The sequence below is a fragment of the Sphingomonas sp. LM7 genome (assembly GCF_002002925.1).
In the GTDB taxonomy this organism is placed as follows: domain Bacteria; phylum Pseudomonadota; class Alphaproteobacteria; order Sphingomonadales; family Sphingomonadaceae; genus Sphingomonas.
The window spans coordinates 953,656-969,037 of the sequence record NZ_CP019511.1 but is presented as its reverse complement, the minus strand read 5'-3'; the positions used below and the strand labels follow the sequence as shown (position 1 = coordinate 969,037).

General features: G+C 64.5%; 16 protein-coding genes. All 16 read right to left on the bottom strand.

What is annotated here, in order from left to right; genetic code table 11:
• Nucleotides 1-39 precede the first annotated feature (39 nt).
• The 16 genes from nuoN to BXU08_RS04390 are packed head-to-tail and all read right to left on the bottom strand — an operon-like array spanning nt 40 to nt 15,187.
• Nucleotides 40-1,485: an NADH-quinone oxidoreductase subunit NuoN gene (nuoN, locus tag BXU08_RS04460; protein ID WP_077508986.1), complete on the bottom strand. Its 1,446-nt coding sequence runs from the start codon at nt 1,483-1,485 to the stop codon at nt 40-42.
• Nucleotides 1,485-3,059, bottom strand: a complete 1,575-nt coding sequence (locus BXU08_RS04455) for an NADH-quinone oxidoreductase subunit M (RefSeq protein ID WP_077508985.1) — start codon at nt 3,057-3,059, stop codon at nt 1,485-1,487. The genes nuoN and BXU08_RS04455 overlap by 1 nt, the downstream gene beginning before the upstream one ends.
• Complete coding sequence (gene nuoL / locus BXU08_RS04450) at nt 3,056-5,146, bottom strand: NADH-quinone oxidoreductase subunit L (RefSeq protein ID WP_077508984.1); 2,091 nt, start codon at nt 5,144-5,146, stop codon at nt 3,056-3,058. The genes BXU08_RS04455 and nuoL overlap by 4 nt, the downstream gene beginning before the upstream one ends.
• A complete protein-coding gene (gene nuoK / locus BXU08_RS04445; protein WP_077508983.1) occupies nt 5,146-5,451 on the bottom strand; it encodes an NADH-quinone oxidoreductase subunit NuoK in 306 nt (101 codons plus the stop codon). The genes nuoL and nuoK overlap by 1 nt, the downstream gene beginning before the upstream one ends.
• Nucleotides 5,448-6,059: an NADH-quinone oxidoreductase subunit J gene (locus BXU08_RS04440; protein WP_077508982.1), complete on the bottom strand. Its 612-nt coding sequence runs from the start codon at nt 6,057-6,059 to the stop codon at nt 5,448-5,450. Before BXU08_RS04440 ends, nuoK begins: the two co-directional genes overlap by 4 nt.
• A 33-nt stretch (nt 6,060-6,092) precedes the next feature.
• On the bottom strand, nt 6,093-6,578 hold the full coding sequence (gene nuoI / locus BXU08_RS04435; RefSeq protein ID WP_077508981.1) for an NADH-quinone oxidoreductase subunit NuoI: 486 nt from the start codon (nt 6,576-6,578) through the stop codon (nt 6,093-6,095).
• A complete protein-coding gene (nuoH, locus tag BXU08_RS04430; RefSeq protein WP_077508980.1) occupies nt 6,575-7,630 on the bottom strand; it encodes an NADH-quinone oxidoreductase subunit NuoH in 1,056 nt (351 codons plus the stop codon). The genes nuoI and nuoH overlap by 4 nt, the downstream gene beginning before the upstream one ends.
• Entirely contained in the window at nt 7,627-9,642 is a 2,016-nt protein-coding gene (gene nuoG, locus BXU08_RS04425) for an NADH-quinone oxidoreductase subunit NuoG (protein WP_077508979.1), read from the bottom strand. Before nuoG ends, nuoH begins: the two co-directional genes overlap by 4 nt.
• Nucleotides 9,642-10,946 carry an NADH-quinone oxidoreductase subunit NuoF gene (gene nuoF / locus BXU08_RS04420; protein ID WP_077508978.1) on the bottom strand — a complete coding sequence of 435 codons (1,305 nt, stop codon included), beginning with the start codon at nt 10,944-10,946 and terminating at the stop codon, nt 9,642-9,644. Before nuoF ends, nuoG begins: the two co-directional genes overlap by 1 nt.
• Complete coding sequence (locus tag BXU08_RS19755; RefSeq protein ID WP_171982421.1) at nt 10,946-11,119, bottom strand: hypothetical protein; 174 nt, start codon at nt 11,117-11,119, stop codon at nt 10,946-10,948. Before BXU08_RS19755 ends, nuoF begins: the two co-directional genes overlap by 1 nt.
• A complete protein-coding gene (locus BXU08_RS04415) occupies nt 11,116-11,796 on the bottom strand; it encodes an NAD(P)H-dependent oxidoreductase subunit E (protein WP_077508977.1) in 681 nt (226 codons plus the stop codon). The genes BXU08_RS19755 and BXU08_RS04415 overlap by 4 nt, the downstream gene beginning before the upstream one ends.
• Nucleotides 11,796-12,134 (bottom strand): nuclear transport factor 2 family protein, encoded by a 339-nt coding sequence (locus BXU08_RS04410; protein WP_077508976.1) that lies wholly within the window; start codon nt 12,132-12,134, stop codon nt 11,796-11,798. The genes BXU08_RS04415 and BXU08_RS04410 overlap by 1 nt, the downstream gene beginning before the upstream one ends.
• Nucleotides 12,131-13,366: an NADH-quinone oxidoreductase subunit D gene (locus tag BXU08_RS04405; RefSeq protein ID WP_077508975.1), complete on the bottom strand. Its 1,236-nt coding sequence runs from the start codon at nt 13,364-13,366 to the stop codon at nt 12,131-12,133. The genes BXU08_RS04410 and BXU08_RS04405 overlap by 4 nt, the downstream gene beginning before the upstream one ends.
• Nucleotides 13,366-14,289 carry an NADH-quinone oxidoreductase subunit C gene (locus BXU08_RS04400; RefSeq protein WP_077508974.1) on the bottom strand — a complete coding sequence of 308 codons (924 nt, stop codon included), beginning with the start codon at nt 14,287-14,289 and terminating at the stop codon, nt 13,366-13,368. Before BXU08_RS04400 ends, BXU08_RS04405 begins: the two co-directional genes overlap by 1 nt.
• Complete coding sequence (locus tag BXU08_RS04395) at nt 14,286-14,822, bottom strand: NADH-quinone oxidoreductase subunit B family protein (protein WP_077508973.1); 537 nt, start codon at nt 14,820-14,822, stop codon at nt 14,286-14,288. Before BXU08_RS04395 ends, BXU08_RS04400 begins: the two co-directional genes overlap by 4 nt.
• Nucleotides 14,813-15,187 (bottom strand): NADH-quinone oxidoreductase subunit A, encoded by a 375-nt coding sequence (locus tag BXU08_RS04390; protein WP_077508972.1) that lies wholly within the window; start codon nt 15,185-15,187, stop codon nt 14,813-14,815. The genes BXU08_RS04395 and BXU08_RS04390 overlap by 10 nt, the downstream gene beginning before the upstream one ends.
• Between the last annotated feature and the right edge of the window lie 195 nt (nt 15,188-15,382).

Sequence of the window (15,382 nt, the reverse complement as noted above, 5' to 3'; positions counted from 1 at the left end):
TGGTCGAGCCCGTCTCGGAGACGGTCCGGATCGTCGGTGTCAGAACAGCGCCTTCGCCGCCGACGCCGTGGCGATTTCGAGATAGCCGAGCAGCGGCCAGCCGAGCGGCGAGATCACTGCGGCACAGACCACCAGCAATGCGCCCTCGACCGGATCGGTCTTGCCCGAAAAGGCTTCGCCCGGCTCGTCGAAGTACATCGTCTTGACGATCTTGAGATAGTAGAACGCGCCGATCGCCGAGGCCGCGGCACCCACTGCCGCGAACACGAACAGCCCGGCATCCACTGCCGCGACGAACACCTGCAACTTGGCAAAGAAGCCGAGCAGCGGCGGGATGCCCGCGAGGCTGAACATGAAGATCGCGAAGGCGAGCGCGAGGCCCGGCCGGGTACGCGACATGCCGGAAAGGCTGGCGATCGTCTCGACCGGCTGGCCGTCGGGACCGCGCATCTGGAGCACGATCAGGAACGAGCCGAGCGTCATGACGACGTAGATCGCCATGTAATAGAGCACGCTCGAAACGCCCGCCTCGCCGCCGGCAGCAAGGCCGATCAGCGCGAAGCCGACATTGTTGATAGACGAATAGGCCAGCAGCCGCTTGATGTTGGTCTGGCCGATCGCCGCGACCGCGCCGAAGACGATCGAGGCAAGCGCCGCGAAGATCACGATCTGGCGCCAGTCGAAGATCGCCGGGCCCATCGCCTCGATCGCGACGCGGGTGGCGAGCGCGATCGCCGCGACCTTGGGCGCCGAAGCGAAGAACGCAGTCACCGGGGTCGGTGCGCCTTCATAGACGTCCGGGGTCCACATGTGGAACGGCACCGCGCTCATCTTGAAGGCGAGGCCGGCGAACACGAACACGAGGCCGAACAGCAGCCCGGTCGAACGACCCTGCGCATAGGCGTCGGCGATCCCGTCGAACAAGGTCGTGCCCGAGAAGCCGTACACCAGGCTGATGCCGTAGAGCAGGATGCCCGAAGCCAGCGCACCGAGGACGAAATATTTCAGGCCCGCTTCGGCCGAGCGCGTGTCGCGGCGCATGAAGCTGGCAAGGACATAGGCGGCGAGGCTCTGCAGCTCGAGGCCGACATAGAGGCTCATCAGGTCGCCGGCGGAGACCATCATTCCCATGCCCGCGGTCGAGAGCAGGATCAGCACCGGATATTCGGGACGCAGATCGTCGCCCGACGTGGTCTGGAAGAAGCGCGGCGCGATCAGGATCGAGACCGCTGCGGCGACGAAGATCAGCGCCTTGGCGAACGCCGCAAAGGCGTCGGCGCGATACAGCCCGTCAAACGCCGAGCCGCCGGCCGAAGCCGGGCCGGCCAGCGCGATGCCCGCGCCGAGCAGCACGGCGATCGCCGCCCAGCTCACCAGCCTGGTCGAGGCCTGGCCGCCCCATGCGGCGACCAGCATCAGCAGGATCGCGCCCCCCGCGAGCACCAGCTCGGGCAGGACCATCATCAATTGCATCGAATAGCTCATCAGTGGGCGCTCCCGTGCGCAGCAGCGGGGGCAGCATGTTCCTCGCCATGCGCCGCGGCGGGCGCAGGCTTGCCGGCGGTCGGCTGTGAGTCACCCGCAGGCGCCGCGCGGCTCATCCGCTCGACCAGCCGCTCGACATCGGGCCGCATCGGCTTGAGGAAGCTCTCGGGGTATACGCCCATCCACAGCACTGCTGCGGCGATCGGGGCAAGCAGCCAGATCTCGCGCGCGTTGAGATCGGGCATCGCGCGGACGTCTTCCTTGGTCAGGTCGCCGAACACAACGCGGCGATAGAGGTACAGCATGTACGCCGCACCCAGGATGATGCCGCTCGTGCCGATCAGCGCGGTCCAGGTCGAGACCTGGTAGATCCCGGCAAGGCCGAGGAACTCACCGACAAAGTTGCTGGTGCCCGGCAGGCCGACCGACGCCATGGTGAACAGCATGAACAGCGCAGCGTAGCGCGGCATGTTGATCGCCAAGCCGCCGTAGCGATCGATCTCGCGGGTGTGCAGGCGATCGTAGATCACGCCGACGCACAGGAACAGCGCGCCCGAGACGAGGCCGTGGCCGAGCATGACCATCATCGCGCCTTCGATACCCTGCTGGTTGAAGGCGAACAGCCCCATCGTCACGATCGCCATGTGCGCGACCGACGAATACGCGATCAGCTTCTTCATGTCCGACTGCACCAGCGCGACCAGCGAGGTGTAGACCACCGCGACGCACGACAGCACGAACACCAGGTTCATGAACTGCGCCGAGGCTTCGGGGAACATCGGCAGGCTGAAGCGCAGGAAGCCGTAGCCGCCGAGCTTGAGCAGCACGCCTGCCAGGATCACCGACCCGGCGGTAGGCGCCTGGACGTGCGCGTCGGGCAGCCAGGTGTGGACCGGCCACATCGGCATCTTGACCGCGAAGCTCGCGAAGAACGCCAGCCACAGCCAGGTCTGCCACTGCGCCGGGAAGTCGTGCGCCATCAGCTCGGGGATCGACGACGTGCCGGCGTTGAGCAGCATCGCGATCATCGCGATGAGCATCAGCAGCGAGCCGAGCAGCGTGTAGAGGAAGAACTTGTACGACGCGTAGATGCGGTTGGCGCCGCCCCAGATGCCGATGATCAGGTACATCGGGATCAGGCCGCCTTCGAAGAAGACGTAGAACAGCAGCAGGTCCTGCGCGGCGAAGGTGCCGATCATCAGGATCAGCGTGGCGAGCATCGCCGCCATATATTCCGGCACGCGCTTCTCGATCGCGACCCAGCTCGCGCCGATGCAGATCGGCATGAGGAAGACCGAGAGCATGATCAGCAGCAATGCGAAGCCGTCGATGCCCAGCGCCCAGGCAAAGTCGACTCCGCCGATGCCGAACAGGCGGACATGCTCGACATATTGCCACTGCGCGGCGCCCGCGCTCATGTCGAAATTGGCCCAGAGGAAGATGCCGAGCGCGAAATCGACCAGGGTTGCCCCCAGCGCGATCCAGCGCGCGCCCTGCGCACCCGCGAACAGACAGGCCACGGCGGCGATCGCGGGGATCGCCAGCATGATGGAGAGGATCGGGAAGCCGGTCATCCTGCGATCACCCAGGTGAGTGCCGCGGTCAGGCCGATCAGCATGATGAACGCATAGGTGTAGAGATATCCCGATTGCAGGCGGACCGCCCCGGCCGAGCCGAGCTGGACCAGCCGGGCGATGCCGTTGGGGCCGAAGCGGTCGATGGTGCCTTCGTCACCCGCCTTCCAGAGCAGCCGGCCGATCGCGAATGCGGGGCGGACGAACAGGAAGTTGTAGAGCTCGTCGAAGTACCATTTGTTGAGCAGGAAGGTGTAGACCACCCGGAAGTTGTCGGCCACCGCAGCCGCGAAACCGGGCTTGCGGATATAAGTGAACCACGCCCCGCCAAGGCCGAGCAGCATCGCGGCGGTCGCCGAGAGCTTCACCCAGGTCGGCACTTCGTGCATCGCATGCATCAGATGCGTGTCGAACGCGATCGCGCCGTTCCAGAAGTGTGCGCCTTCCTCGGCCTCGATGAAGAAGCCATGGAACACGAAGCCCGCGACGATCGCGCCGATCGACAGCAGGGTCAGCGGGATCAGCATCACCCATGGGCTTTCGTGCGGATGATAGCCTGCCGTGCCTTCGACAGCGTGATCGTCGTGCGCGGCATGATGTGCGTCGGGCGTGTGCCCAGCATCCTCGGCCGAAGGCGCTTCATCGTGATGCGCGTCATGACCGTGGCCGTGCGCATCATGCGCCGCGTGCTGGATATGCTCCGAGCCCGCCCAGCGCGGCTTGCCGTAGAAGGTCAGGAACACCAGGCGCCAGCTGTAGAAGCTGGTGAGCAAGGCGACGAACACGCCGACCCAGAAGGCGCTCGGCACCCCGGCAGCCCAGGCCGCCTCGATGATCGCGTCCTTCGAGTGGAAGCCGGCGAAACCGATCGCGAGATGGTTGCCGAACACTGCGGGCAAGCCGACGCCGGTGATCGCCAGCGTACCGAACATCATCGTCCAGAAGGTGAACGGGATGTGCTTCCTTAAGCCGCCATAGAAGCGCATGTCCTGCTCGTGGTGCATCGCGTGGATCACCGAGCCGGCACCGAGGAACAGCAGCGCCTTGAAGAAGGCGTGCGTGAACAGGTGGAACATCGCCGCGCCATAAGCGCCGACGCCCGCCGCGAAGAACATGTAGCCGAGCTGCGAGCAGGTCGAATAGGCGATCACGCGCTTGATGTCGGTCTGCACGAGGCCAACGGTCGCGGCGAACAGGCAGGTCGCGGCGCCGACAAAGGTCACCACGCCCATCGCGACCGGGCTGGTCTCGAACATTGGCGACATCCGGCAGACCATGAACACGCCCGCGGTGACCATCGTCGCCGCGTGGATCAGCGCCGACACCGGGGTCGGGCCTTCCATCGCATCCGGCAACCAGGTGTGGAGGCCAAGCTGCGCCGACTTGCCCATCGCGCCGACGAACAGGAGCAGGCAGAGCACGGTCATCGTATCGAAGCGCGCGCCGAGGAACCCGATCGTCGAGCCCGACATGTTGGGCGCTGCGGCGAGGATCGCGTCGATCTGCACCGTGCCGAACACCAGGAAGGTCCCGAAGATGCCGAGCATGAAGCCCAAGTCACCCACACGGTTCACAACGAACGCCTTGATCGCCGCGGCATTGGCGCTCGGCTTGCGGAACCAGAAGCCGATCAGCAGGTAGGACGCTAGGCCCACGCCTTCCCAGCCGAAGAACATCTGGACGAGGTTGTCGGCGGTCACGAGCATCAGCATCGCGAAGGTGAACAGCGAGAGGTACGCGAAGAAGCGCGGCTGGTCCGGCTCCTCGCTCATATAGCCCCAGCTATAGAGGTGCACGAGCGCCGAGACGCTGGTGATCACCACCAGCATCACTGCGGTGAGCGAGTCGACGCGCAGCGCCCATTCGATCTGCAAATCGCCCGAAGTCATCCAGTTGAGCACCGGGACGACCGTCTTTTCCGCGCCGTGCAAATACGGAAGGAACACCGTCCAGGAGAGGCCACACGCGACGAACAGCGCGCCCGTGGTGACGATCTTGGGGAGCGTGCTGCCGAACGACTTGTTCGCGAGGCCACCTACCACCGCTGCGAGGAGCGGCAGGAATACGATGAGGAGAATCGGCGACATCAGCCCTTCATCCGATTGACGTCGTCGACCGAGATCGTGCCCCGGCTACGGAAGTAGATGACTAGAATGGCGAGCCCGATCGCGGCCTCGCCGGCGGCGACGGTCAGCACGAACATCGCGAACACCTGGCCCACGAGATCGCCGAGGAACGCCGAGAAGGCGACGAGATTGAGGTTCACCGCAAGCAGGATAAGCTCGATCGCCATCAGGATGACGATCAGGTTCTTCCGGTTCATGAAAATGCCTAGCACGCCGAGCGTGAACAGGATCGCGGAGACGACGAGGTAATGGGTGATGCCGATCACAGCTCGACCCCCTGCCCAACCGGTGGGTTCATGTTGCGCGTCGCATCCTTCGAACGGCGATTGATCTGGCGGCTGATATTCTGCGGGCGAACGTCGCTGCGCTGGCGGTAGGTCAGCACGATCGCGCCGATCATCGCGACCAGCAGCACCAGCCCGGCGCCTTCGAACACGAACAGATAGCGCGAGTAGAGCAGCTGGCCGATCGCTTCGATATTAGGGACGCTTGCATCGATCGGGGCGATGCGGCGGCCAAGCTGCAGCCCACCGGCGCTCCACGCGCCGATCGCGACGATGATCTCGGCGACCAGCGCCAGCGCGAGCAGCAGCCCGATCGCGGCATAGCGCATCACGCCGGCACGCAGCTCGGCGAAGTCGATGTTGAGCATCATCACGACGAACAGGAAGAGCACCGCGACCGCGCCGACATAGACGATGACGAGCAGCATCGCGATGAACTCGGCACCGACGAGCACCATCAGGCCCGCCGCGTTGAAGAACGCGAGGATGAGCCAGAGCACGCTGTGCACCGGATTGCGTGCCAGGATCGTCAGCGCCGCGGAGGCGATGACGACGATGGCAAACAGGTAAAAGGCTATGAGCTGGATCACGGAATCTGACGGCCCCTGTCGATTGCGGTGCGCTTAACGGTACGGTGCATCGGCGGCAAGGTTCGCGGCGATCGCGCGCTCCCAGCGGTCGCCGTTCGCGAGCAGCTTGTTCTTGTCGTAAATCAGCTCTTCGCGGGTTTCGGTCGAGAATTCGAAGTTCGGTCCCTCGACGATCGCATCGACCGGGCACGCTTCCTGGCAGAGCCCGCAATAGATGCACTTGGTCATGTCGATGTCGTAGCGCGTGGTGCGGCGGCTGCCGTCCTCACGCGGTTCGGCCTCGATCGTGATCGCCAGCGCCGGGCACACCGCCTCGCACAGCTTGCACGCGATGCAGCGCTCCTCGCCGTTCGCATAACGGCGCAGCGCATGCTCGCCGCGAAAGCGGGGCGAGATCGGATTCTTCTCATACGGATAGTTGATCGTCGCCTTGGGCTTGAAGAAGTAGCGCAAGGTCAGCCAGTGCGCCTTGATGAACTCCCACAGCGTGTAGGAACGGATTAGCTGAGCAACGCTCATGCGGGCACTCCAACCCGGGTCAGCATGAGATACCCGGAAACGAGAAATACGAAGATCAGCGACAGCGGCAGGAAGATCTTCCAGCCCAGCCGCATCAGCTGGTCGTAGCGATAGCGCGGGACGGTCGCCTTCACCCAGCTGAACACGAAGAAGAAGAACAGGATCTTGGCGAACAGCCAGATGATGCCGGGCACGAGGTAGAGCGGCGCCCAGTCGATCGGGGGCAGATAGCCGCCCCAGAACAGGGTCGCGTTGAGCGTGCACATCAGCAGCACGTTGGCATATTCGCCGAGCCAGTAGAGCGCGAAGGCCATCGACGAATATTCGGTCTGATAGCCTGCAACGAGCTCGGACTCGGCTTCGGTCAAGTCGAACGGCGCGCGCTGAGTCTCGGCGAGCGACGAGATGAAGAACACCACCGCCATCGGGAACAGCAATGGATTGAACCCGAAGCCGTTGAGGAAGCCGAGGACATGGCCCTGCTGCTGGTCGACGATGCCGCCCAGGTTGAACGTCCTCGCCCACAGCACCACCGAGATCAGCACGAAGCCGATCGAGACTTCGTAGCTCACCATCTGCGCCGCGGCGCGGATCGCCGAGTAGAACGGGTATTTGGAGTTGGACGACCAGCCGGCCAGGATGATGCCGTACACGCCGAGCGACGAAGCCGCGAGGACGTAGAGCAGGCCCACGTTGATGTTGGAAAGCACCACGCCCGCCTGCCACGGCACCACTGCCCAAACGATCAGCGCGACCGTGAAGGTGATGATCGGCGCGAGCAGGAACAGGGTCTTGTTCGCGCTCGACGGGATGATGGTCTCCTGGAGGAACACCTTGAGGCCGTCGGCGAAGCTCTGCAGCAGGCCGAACGGGCCGACGACATTGGGACCGCGGCGCAGCGCCATCGCCGCCCAGATCTTGCGATCGGCGTAGATGATCATCGCCACGGCCAGCATCAGCGGCAATGCAATCACCAGAATGCCGACGATCGTCGCGACGAACCACGCCCAGCCGAACGGCAGGCCGATGGTGTTCTGGAAGAAGGCGGTCATTCCGCGGCCTCCGCAAATTCCTCGCCATGGACGAGTTCTGCCGAGCAGCGCTGCATCGTCGGCGATGCGCGGCAGATCGCGTTGGTCAGGTAAAAGTCGGCGACCGGATAATTGACCGGGCCGCTTGCAATGGCGGAGAGCTTGGGTGCGTTCCAAGCGAAGGTCACGAGGCCCTCTTCGGCCAGCGCCGGCACGTCGGAAGCCATCGCGGCGCGCAGCTCTTCGAAACTATCGAACGGCAGCGTGCGGCCGAGCCTGTCGGAAAGCGCGCGCAGGATCGACCAGTCCTCGCGCGCGTCGCCCGGCGCGAACACCGCGCGATCGGCGCGCTGGACGCGGCCTTCTAGGTTCACATAGGTGCCCGGCTTCTCGGCATAGGTCGCGCCAGGCAGGATCACGTCGGCATGGTGCGCGCCGCGATCGCCGTGATGGCCGATGAACACCTTGAAGCTGCCTTGGAACTTGGCGAAGTCGACTTCGTCCGCGCCGAGGAACAGCGCGAGCTTGGGGTTCGCCGCGACGACATCGGCGATGCCGCCCTTCTGCGCAAAGCCGAGCATCAGCGCCGCCATCCGGGCTGCTGCGATATGGACCACGCCGAAGCCGTTCCAGGCAGTGCCGTCCTCGAGCGTGCGGATCAGCTTCATCGGCTCGACCAGTGCGAGCGCCGCGCCGAAGCCCGCACCCAGCGCACCGGGGCCGACGATGACGAGCGGCTTCTTCGCGCCGTCGAACGCCTGCACGACCTGGTCGGGCAGCTTGCCGAGCAGCGACAGATCGTTACCCAGCCATTCGAGCTTGTAGGTGAGATCGGTCTCCGGGCCGATCGCGAAGACCTTGGCGCCCTTCTTGATCGCTTTCCGAATCCGCGTGTTGATCAGCGGCGCTTCCCAGCGGAGGTTGCTACCGATCAGCAGGATCGCATCGGCATCCTCGACGCCCGCGATGGTCGGGTTGAACGCCACCGCGCCGAGGTTCGACACGTCATAGTCCATCCCGGTCTGGCGGCTCTCGATCAGCTCCGAGCCGAGGCCCTTGAGCAGCGCCTTGGCGGCGTACATCGTCTCGGCATCGAGCAGGTCGCCGGCGATCGCCGCGACGCTCGAGCCTGCGTTGACCGCGGCGATCGCGTCGAACGCCTCATCCCAGCTCGCCTCGACCAGCTTGCCGTCCTTGCGGACGAACGGACGGTCGAGCCGCCGGCGGACGAGCCCGTCGACATGGTAGCGCGACTTGTCGTGCGCCCATTCCTCGTTGACGTCCTCGTTGATCCGCGGAAGCACGCGCATCACTTGGCGGCCGCGGCTGTCGAGGCGGATGTTGGTGCCCACGGCATCCATCACGTCGATCGACAGGTTCCGCTTCAATTCCCAGGGGCGATATTCGAACGCCACCGGCTTGTGGGTCAGCGCGCCGACCGGGCAGAGATCGACCGTGTTCCCCGAGAGCTCGCTCTTGAACGCCTTCTCCAGATAGGTCGTGATCTGCATGTTCTCGCCGCGATAGATCGCGCCGATCTCGTCGACTCCGGCGACTTCCTCGCCGAAGCGCACGCAGCGGGTGCACTGGATGCAGCGGGTCATGATCGTCTTGATGATCGGACCCATATACTTCTCGGTCACCGCGCGCTTGTGCTCGGTGTAGCGGCTATGGCCCTTGCCATAAGCGACCGACTGGTCCTGCAGGTCGCATTCGCCGCCCTGATCGCAGATCGGGCAGTCGAGCGGGTGATTGATCAGCAGAAATTCCATCACGCCTTCGCGCGCGGCCTTCACCATCGGGCTGTCGGTGCGGATTTCCTGGTTGTCGGCAGCCGGCAGTGCGCACGAGGCTTGCGGCTTGGGCGGCCCGGGCTTCACTTCGACCAGGCACATCCGGCAATTGCCGGCGATCGACAGCCGCTCGTGATAGCAGAAACGCGGAATCTCCTTGCCCGCGGCTTCGCAGGCCTGGAGCACGGTGGCGCCCGCAGGCACCTCCACTTCAATTCCGTCTACTTTGACTTTGGGCATTATTCGGCAGCCTCTTGCATCGGCTCGGCGCCGGTGCCGTTGCGTTCATTGATCCGCCGCTCCATTTCGGGGCGGAAATGCTTGATCAGGCCCTGGATCGGCCACGCTGCGGCGTCGCCGAGTGCGCAGATCGTATGGCCTTCGACCTGCTTGGTGACCTGATGCAGCGTGTCGATCTCGCTGATGTCGGCGTCGCCGGTGCGCATCCGCTCCATCACGCGCCACATCCAGCCGGTGCCTTCGCGGCACGGCGTGCACTGGCCGCAGCTCTCATGCTTGTAGAAGTACGAGAGACGCGAAATCGCGCGGACGATATCGGTCGACTTGTCCATGACGATCACCGCCGCGGTGCCGAGGCCCGAGCCGACGGCCTTGAGCCCGTCGAAATCCATCGCGCAGTCCATGATCTGCGACGCGGGGACCAGCGGGACCGAGGAACCGCCCGGGATCACCGCGAGCAGATTGTCCCAGCCGCCGCGGATGCCGCCGCAATGCTTCTCGATCAGCTCGCGGAACGGGATGCTCATCGCTTCCTCGACCACGCAGGGCTTCTCGACATGGCCCGAGATCTGGAAGAGCTTGGTGCCCTTGTTGTTCTCGGCGCCGAAGCTCGAAAACCATTCGGGCGAGCGCCGCAGGATCGTCGGCGCAACTGCGATCGATTCGACGTTGTTGACCGTGGTCGGGCAGCCATAGAGGCCCGCCCCCGCCGGGAACGGCGGCTTGAGCCGCGGCTGGCCCTTCTTGCCCTCGAGGCTCTCGATCATCGCGGTCTCTTCGCCGCAGATATAGGCCCCTGCCCCGCGGTGGACGAACACGTCGAAGTCATAGCCCGACTTGCACGCATTCTTGCCAATCAGGCCAGCGTTATACGCCTCCTTGACCGCCGCGAAGAGCGTCTCGGCCTCGCGGATATATTCGCCGCGGATGTAGATGTACGCCGCACGCGCGCGCATCGCGAAGCCCGCGACCAGCGCGCCTTCGATCAGCAGATGCGGATCGTGGCGGAGGATCTCGCGATCCTTGCACGAGCCCGGCTCGGACTCGTCGGCGTTGATCACCAGGAAACTCGGACGCTCGGGCGTCGGGTTTTTGGGCATGAACGACCATTTCATGCCGGTCGGGAAGCCCGCGCCGCCGCGGCCGCGCAGGCCCGAAGCCTTGATCCGGTCGATGATCGTATCCTGGCCGAGCTCGAGCAGCGCCTTGGTATTGTCCCACGCGCCGCGCTTGACCGCCGCGTCGAGGTTCCACGGCTGATAGCCGTAGAGATTGGTGAAGATCCGGTCCTTGTCGGCGAGCATCAGAGACGCCCCCCCTTATTCTTGGCGAACATCATGTAGATCAGCACGCCCAGGCCGATCAGCAGCAGTGGCCCGAGCAGCGCGAAGGTGATGCGCAGCAGCCAGCCGAGCACGACGATGCCGCCGATGATCGCAAGGACTGTGACGATCAGGTTCTTGTTGCTGCCGCTCATGCCGCGCTTCCCCATTCCGGGCGGTAATCGTGGTTCTCGGTGACCATCGCGGCCAGGTTGGTCGGCTTGCCCAGCGGCTCCACCGTGTGGCGGCCGGGCTCCTGCGTGCCGGTCTTGGGGCTCTCGCCCTTGGCCAGCGCGTCGAGGATTGCAACCGTGCGGTCGAAATCCAGATCCTCGTAATTGTCGTCGTTGATCTGCACCATCGGCGCCGACGAGCAATTGCCCATGCACTCGACTTCGGTGAGCGTGAACATGCCGTCGGCGGTAGTGTGCCCCTTGTGCATGCCGCGGCTCTTGCACGCCGCCATCACGTCGTCCGACCCGCGCAGCATGCACGGCGTCGTGCCGCAGACCTGCACATGATAACGGCCGACGGGGACGAGATTGAACATCGTGTAGAAGGTCGCGACCTCGAACACGCGGATATAGGGCATCTCCAGCTGGCGCGCGACGAACTCGATCACCGGCACCGGCAACCAGCCCTGCGTGTTGGTCTCGGCGCCCACCTGGCGCTGGGCCAGATCGAGGAACGGGATCGTGCACGACATCTGCCGGCCAGCCGGATAGCGGCCGAGGATTTCCTTGGCCTTTTCGGCACTCTCGGCCGACCACGCAAAAGCGCCCCAGCGCGCGCGGGTCTCGGCCTCGTCGGGAAGTTGTGGGGCGTCAGCCATCAGCGAATGAACTCCACCCGATCGACCTTGTCGTCGGAGAACGAATAGATGGACATCACCTCGAAAGGCTCTGCCTCTGGGGAACGCGCGACCTTCTCGTGCAGGACGACGGTCTCGCCGAGCGCATAGGAGGCGATGATGTCGGCGCGATTTCCGGGAAATTCGGCGAACATCGCCTTGAGCCCCGAACGCACGCCTTCGCGCCCCTCACGCAGCACCGCGCCGCGATAGGTCGCCTCGCACGCGCCATCGGTCATCAGCGAGACGTAAGCGTCCGCGTCCTGCGCGTTGTAATGCGCGATCATCTCGTGCGCAGTGGCGATACGAGCCTCGCTCACCGGTCGCACTCCCCGAACACGATATCCATCGCACCCAGGATCGCGGTGATGTCGGCGAGCATATGGCCGCGCGACATGAAGTCCATCGCCTGGAGGTGGCTGAACGCGGTCGGGCGGACCTTGCAGCGATACGGCTTGTTGGTGCCGTCGCTCACCAGATAGACGCCGAACTCACCCTTGGGGCTCTCGGTCGCGACATAGACCTCGCCCGCGGGGACGTGATAGCCTTCGGTGAACAGCTTGAAGTGATGGATCAGCGCTTCCATCGACTGCTTCATCTCGCCACGGCTGGGCGGCGCGACCTTGCGGTCGAGCGTCAGCACCGGACCCTCGGGCATCTCGTTGAGGCACTGCTTCATGATCCGCGCCGACTGGCGGACCTCCTCGACGCGCACCATGAACCGGTCATAGCAGTCGCCGCGGGTGCCGACGGGAATGTCGAACTCCATGCGGTCGTACACGTCGTACGGCTGCTGGCGGCGGATATCCCAAGGAATGCCCGCGGCGCGGATCATCGGGCCGGAGAAGCCCCAGGCGATCGCATCCTCGCGGCTCACCGTCGCGATGTCGACATTGCGCTGCTTGAAGATGCGGTTTTCGGCGACGAGGCTGATCGCGTCCTCGAACAACCGCGGCATGCGATTTTCGAGCCAGTCGGCGATGTCGGTGAGCAGCTTCAACGGCACGTCCTGACGAACGCCGCCGACGCGGAAATAGTTGGAGTGCATCCGCGCGCCCGAGGCACGTTCGAAGAAGTTGAGGCAATCCTCGCGGATTTCGAACAGCCACAGGTTCGGCGTCATCGCTCCGACATCCATGACGTGCGAGCCCAGGTTGAGCATGTGATTGCAGATGCGGCTCAGCTCGGCGAAGAACACGCGCAGATATTGCCCACGCAGCGGCACTTCCAAGTCGAGCAGCTTCTCGACCGCGAGCACGAAGCTGTGCTCCATGCTCAGCGGCGAGCAATAATCGAACCGGTCGAAATATGGCAGCGCCTGGGTGTAGGTCTTGTACTCGATCAGCTTCTCGGTGCCGCGGTGAAGCAGCCCGATATGCGGATCGATCCGCTCGATGATTTCGCCGTCCAGCTCGGTGACGAGGCGCAGCACGCCGTGCGCCGCGGGGTGCTGCGGGCCGAAGTTGATCGTGTAATTGGCGATCTCGGTATCGCCCGGTTCCGGCTTGCCGGCATCGGTGCGACCTTCGATCTCGTCGAGATACTCAGCCATTACGCTTCACCCTCGGGCGACTTCTTGGCGCGCGGCTTGCGCGGCGTCTTGACGACATCAGGATCGGCCGGCGTCGGGCCGGCTTCGGGGCCGGATTTGCCGGCACCGCTCTCGCTGGTGTCGTCGGTGGTCTTGGGCTTGCTGACACGCGCCTTGGTTGCCTTCGCCGCGGGCGCGTCGGCCTCACGGATCTGGTCGGCAGTCAGCGGCGTGGGCGCACCCTTTGCCTCGGGCTGCGAAGCCACGGGTGCAGGGGCCGGCGTCGGAGCCAGTGCTGGTGCCGGAGCGGGCGGCGGCGGAGGCGGTGCAGCCGCCTTCTCATCACCCGGCAGCACATACTGCGCGCCTTCCCAGGGGCTCATAAAGTCGAAGCTGCGGAAATCCTGCGCCAGCTTGACCGGCTCATAGACCACGCGCTTGGCTTCTTCCGAATAGCGCAGCTCGACATAGCCGGTCTGCGGGAAGTCCTTGCGCAGCGGATGCCCAACGAAACCATAGTCGGTCAGGATGCGCCGCAGATCGATATTCCCGTCGAACAGCACGCCGTACATGTCGTAGACTTCGCGCTCGAGCCAGCCGGCGACCGGCCAGATGCCCGTCACGCTCGGCACCGGCTTTTCCTCGTCGGTGGTGACGCGAACGCGAATGCGGCGGTTCTGGGTGAACGACAGCAGCTGATAGACCACGTCGAAGCGCTCGGGCCGCGCCGGATAGTCGGCGCCGGCGATCTCGCTCAATTGCTGATACTCGAGGCCCGGCGTGTCGCGCAGCGCGAGCATCGCCTCGACCAGGCGCGAACGCACAACGGTAAGCGAGATTTCGCCGACAGCGTCCTTGCTCTCGACCAGCATGTCGCCGAGCACGGCCGAAGCCGCGTCGATCACACCGTCATTGGACAGGGTACGGGGTGCAGGCGCCCTCACCGTTCCATCGTCCCGATCCGGCGGATCTTACGCTGGAGCTGCATCACGCCGTACAGCAAAGCCTCGGCAGTCGGCGGGCAACCGGGGACATAGATGTCCACCGGCACGATCCGATCGCAGCCGCGTACGACGCTGTAGCTGTAATGATAATAGCCGCCGCCATTCGCGCAGCTGCCCATCGAAATCACGTATTTCGGCTCGGACATCTGATCGTACACGCGGCGCAGCGCCGGAGCCATCTTGTTGCACAGCGTGCCCGCGACGATCATCACGTCCGACTGGCGGGGAGACGCGCGCGGCGCGGCGCCGAAACGCTCCATGTCGTAGCGCGGCATGTTGACGTGGATCATCTCGACTGCGCAGCACGCCAGCCCGAAGGTCATCCACCACAGCGAACCCGTGCGGGCCCACTGGAACAACTCCTCGGTCGACGTGACCAGAAAACCCTTGTCGCCGATCTCGGCGTTGATATCGTCGAGGAACGCAACGTTGGGCAGCGTCCCGACAGGCGGAGGGCTGAGTTCTACTCCCACTCCAACGCACCTTTCTTCCAGGCATAAACAAGCCCGAGCGCGAGCTCGGCAATGAAGATCATCATCGAGATCCAGGCGGTCCAGCCCAGGTCGAACACCGAAACGGCCCAGGGGAACAGGAACGCTGCTTCGAGATCGAAGATGATGAAGAGGATCGCCACCAGGTAGAAGCGCACGTCGAACTGACTGCGCGAATCCTCGAACGCAGGGAAGCCGCACTCATATTCGGTGAGCTTCTCCGGCGTCGGCTGATGCGTGCCGGTGAGCCGGCCTACCAGCATCGGCAGGAACACGAACGCGCTCGAAAGCACCAGTGCCACGCCGAGGAACAGCAGGATCGGCAGATATTCGATTAGATCGACCAAAGTGCCTTCTCGCAGATGCGGAAACTTGGGCCGGCTTTAGGCCGATGGCGGGTGTGCGGCAAGGGGTGCAACCAGTGAGAATCACTCGCAATAAGTGAGGGTTAGCATCACTCGTAGCCAATGTTTTCAAGGTGATGCATCCGCCAGACGCTCATGCCGTCACCCCGGCATTGTGCCGGGGCGTACCAAGCCGGT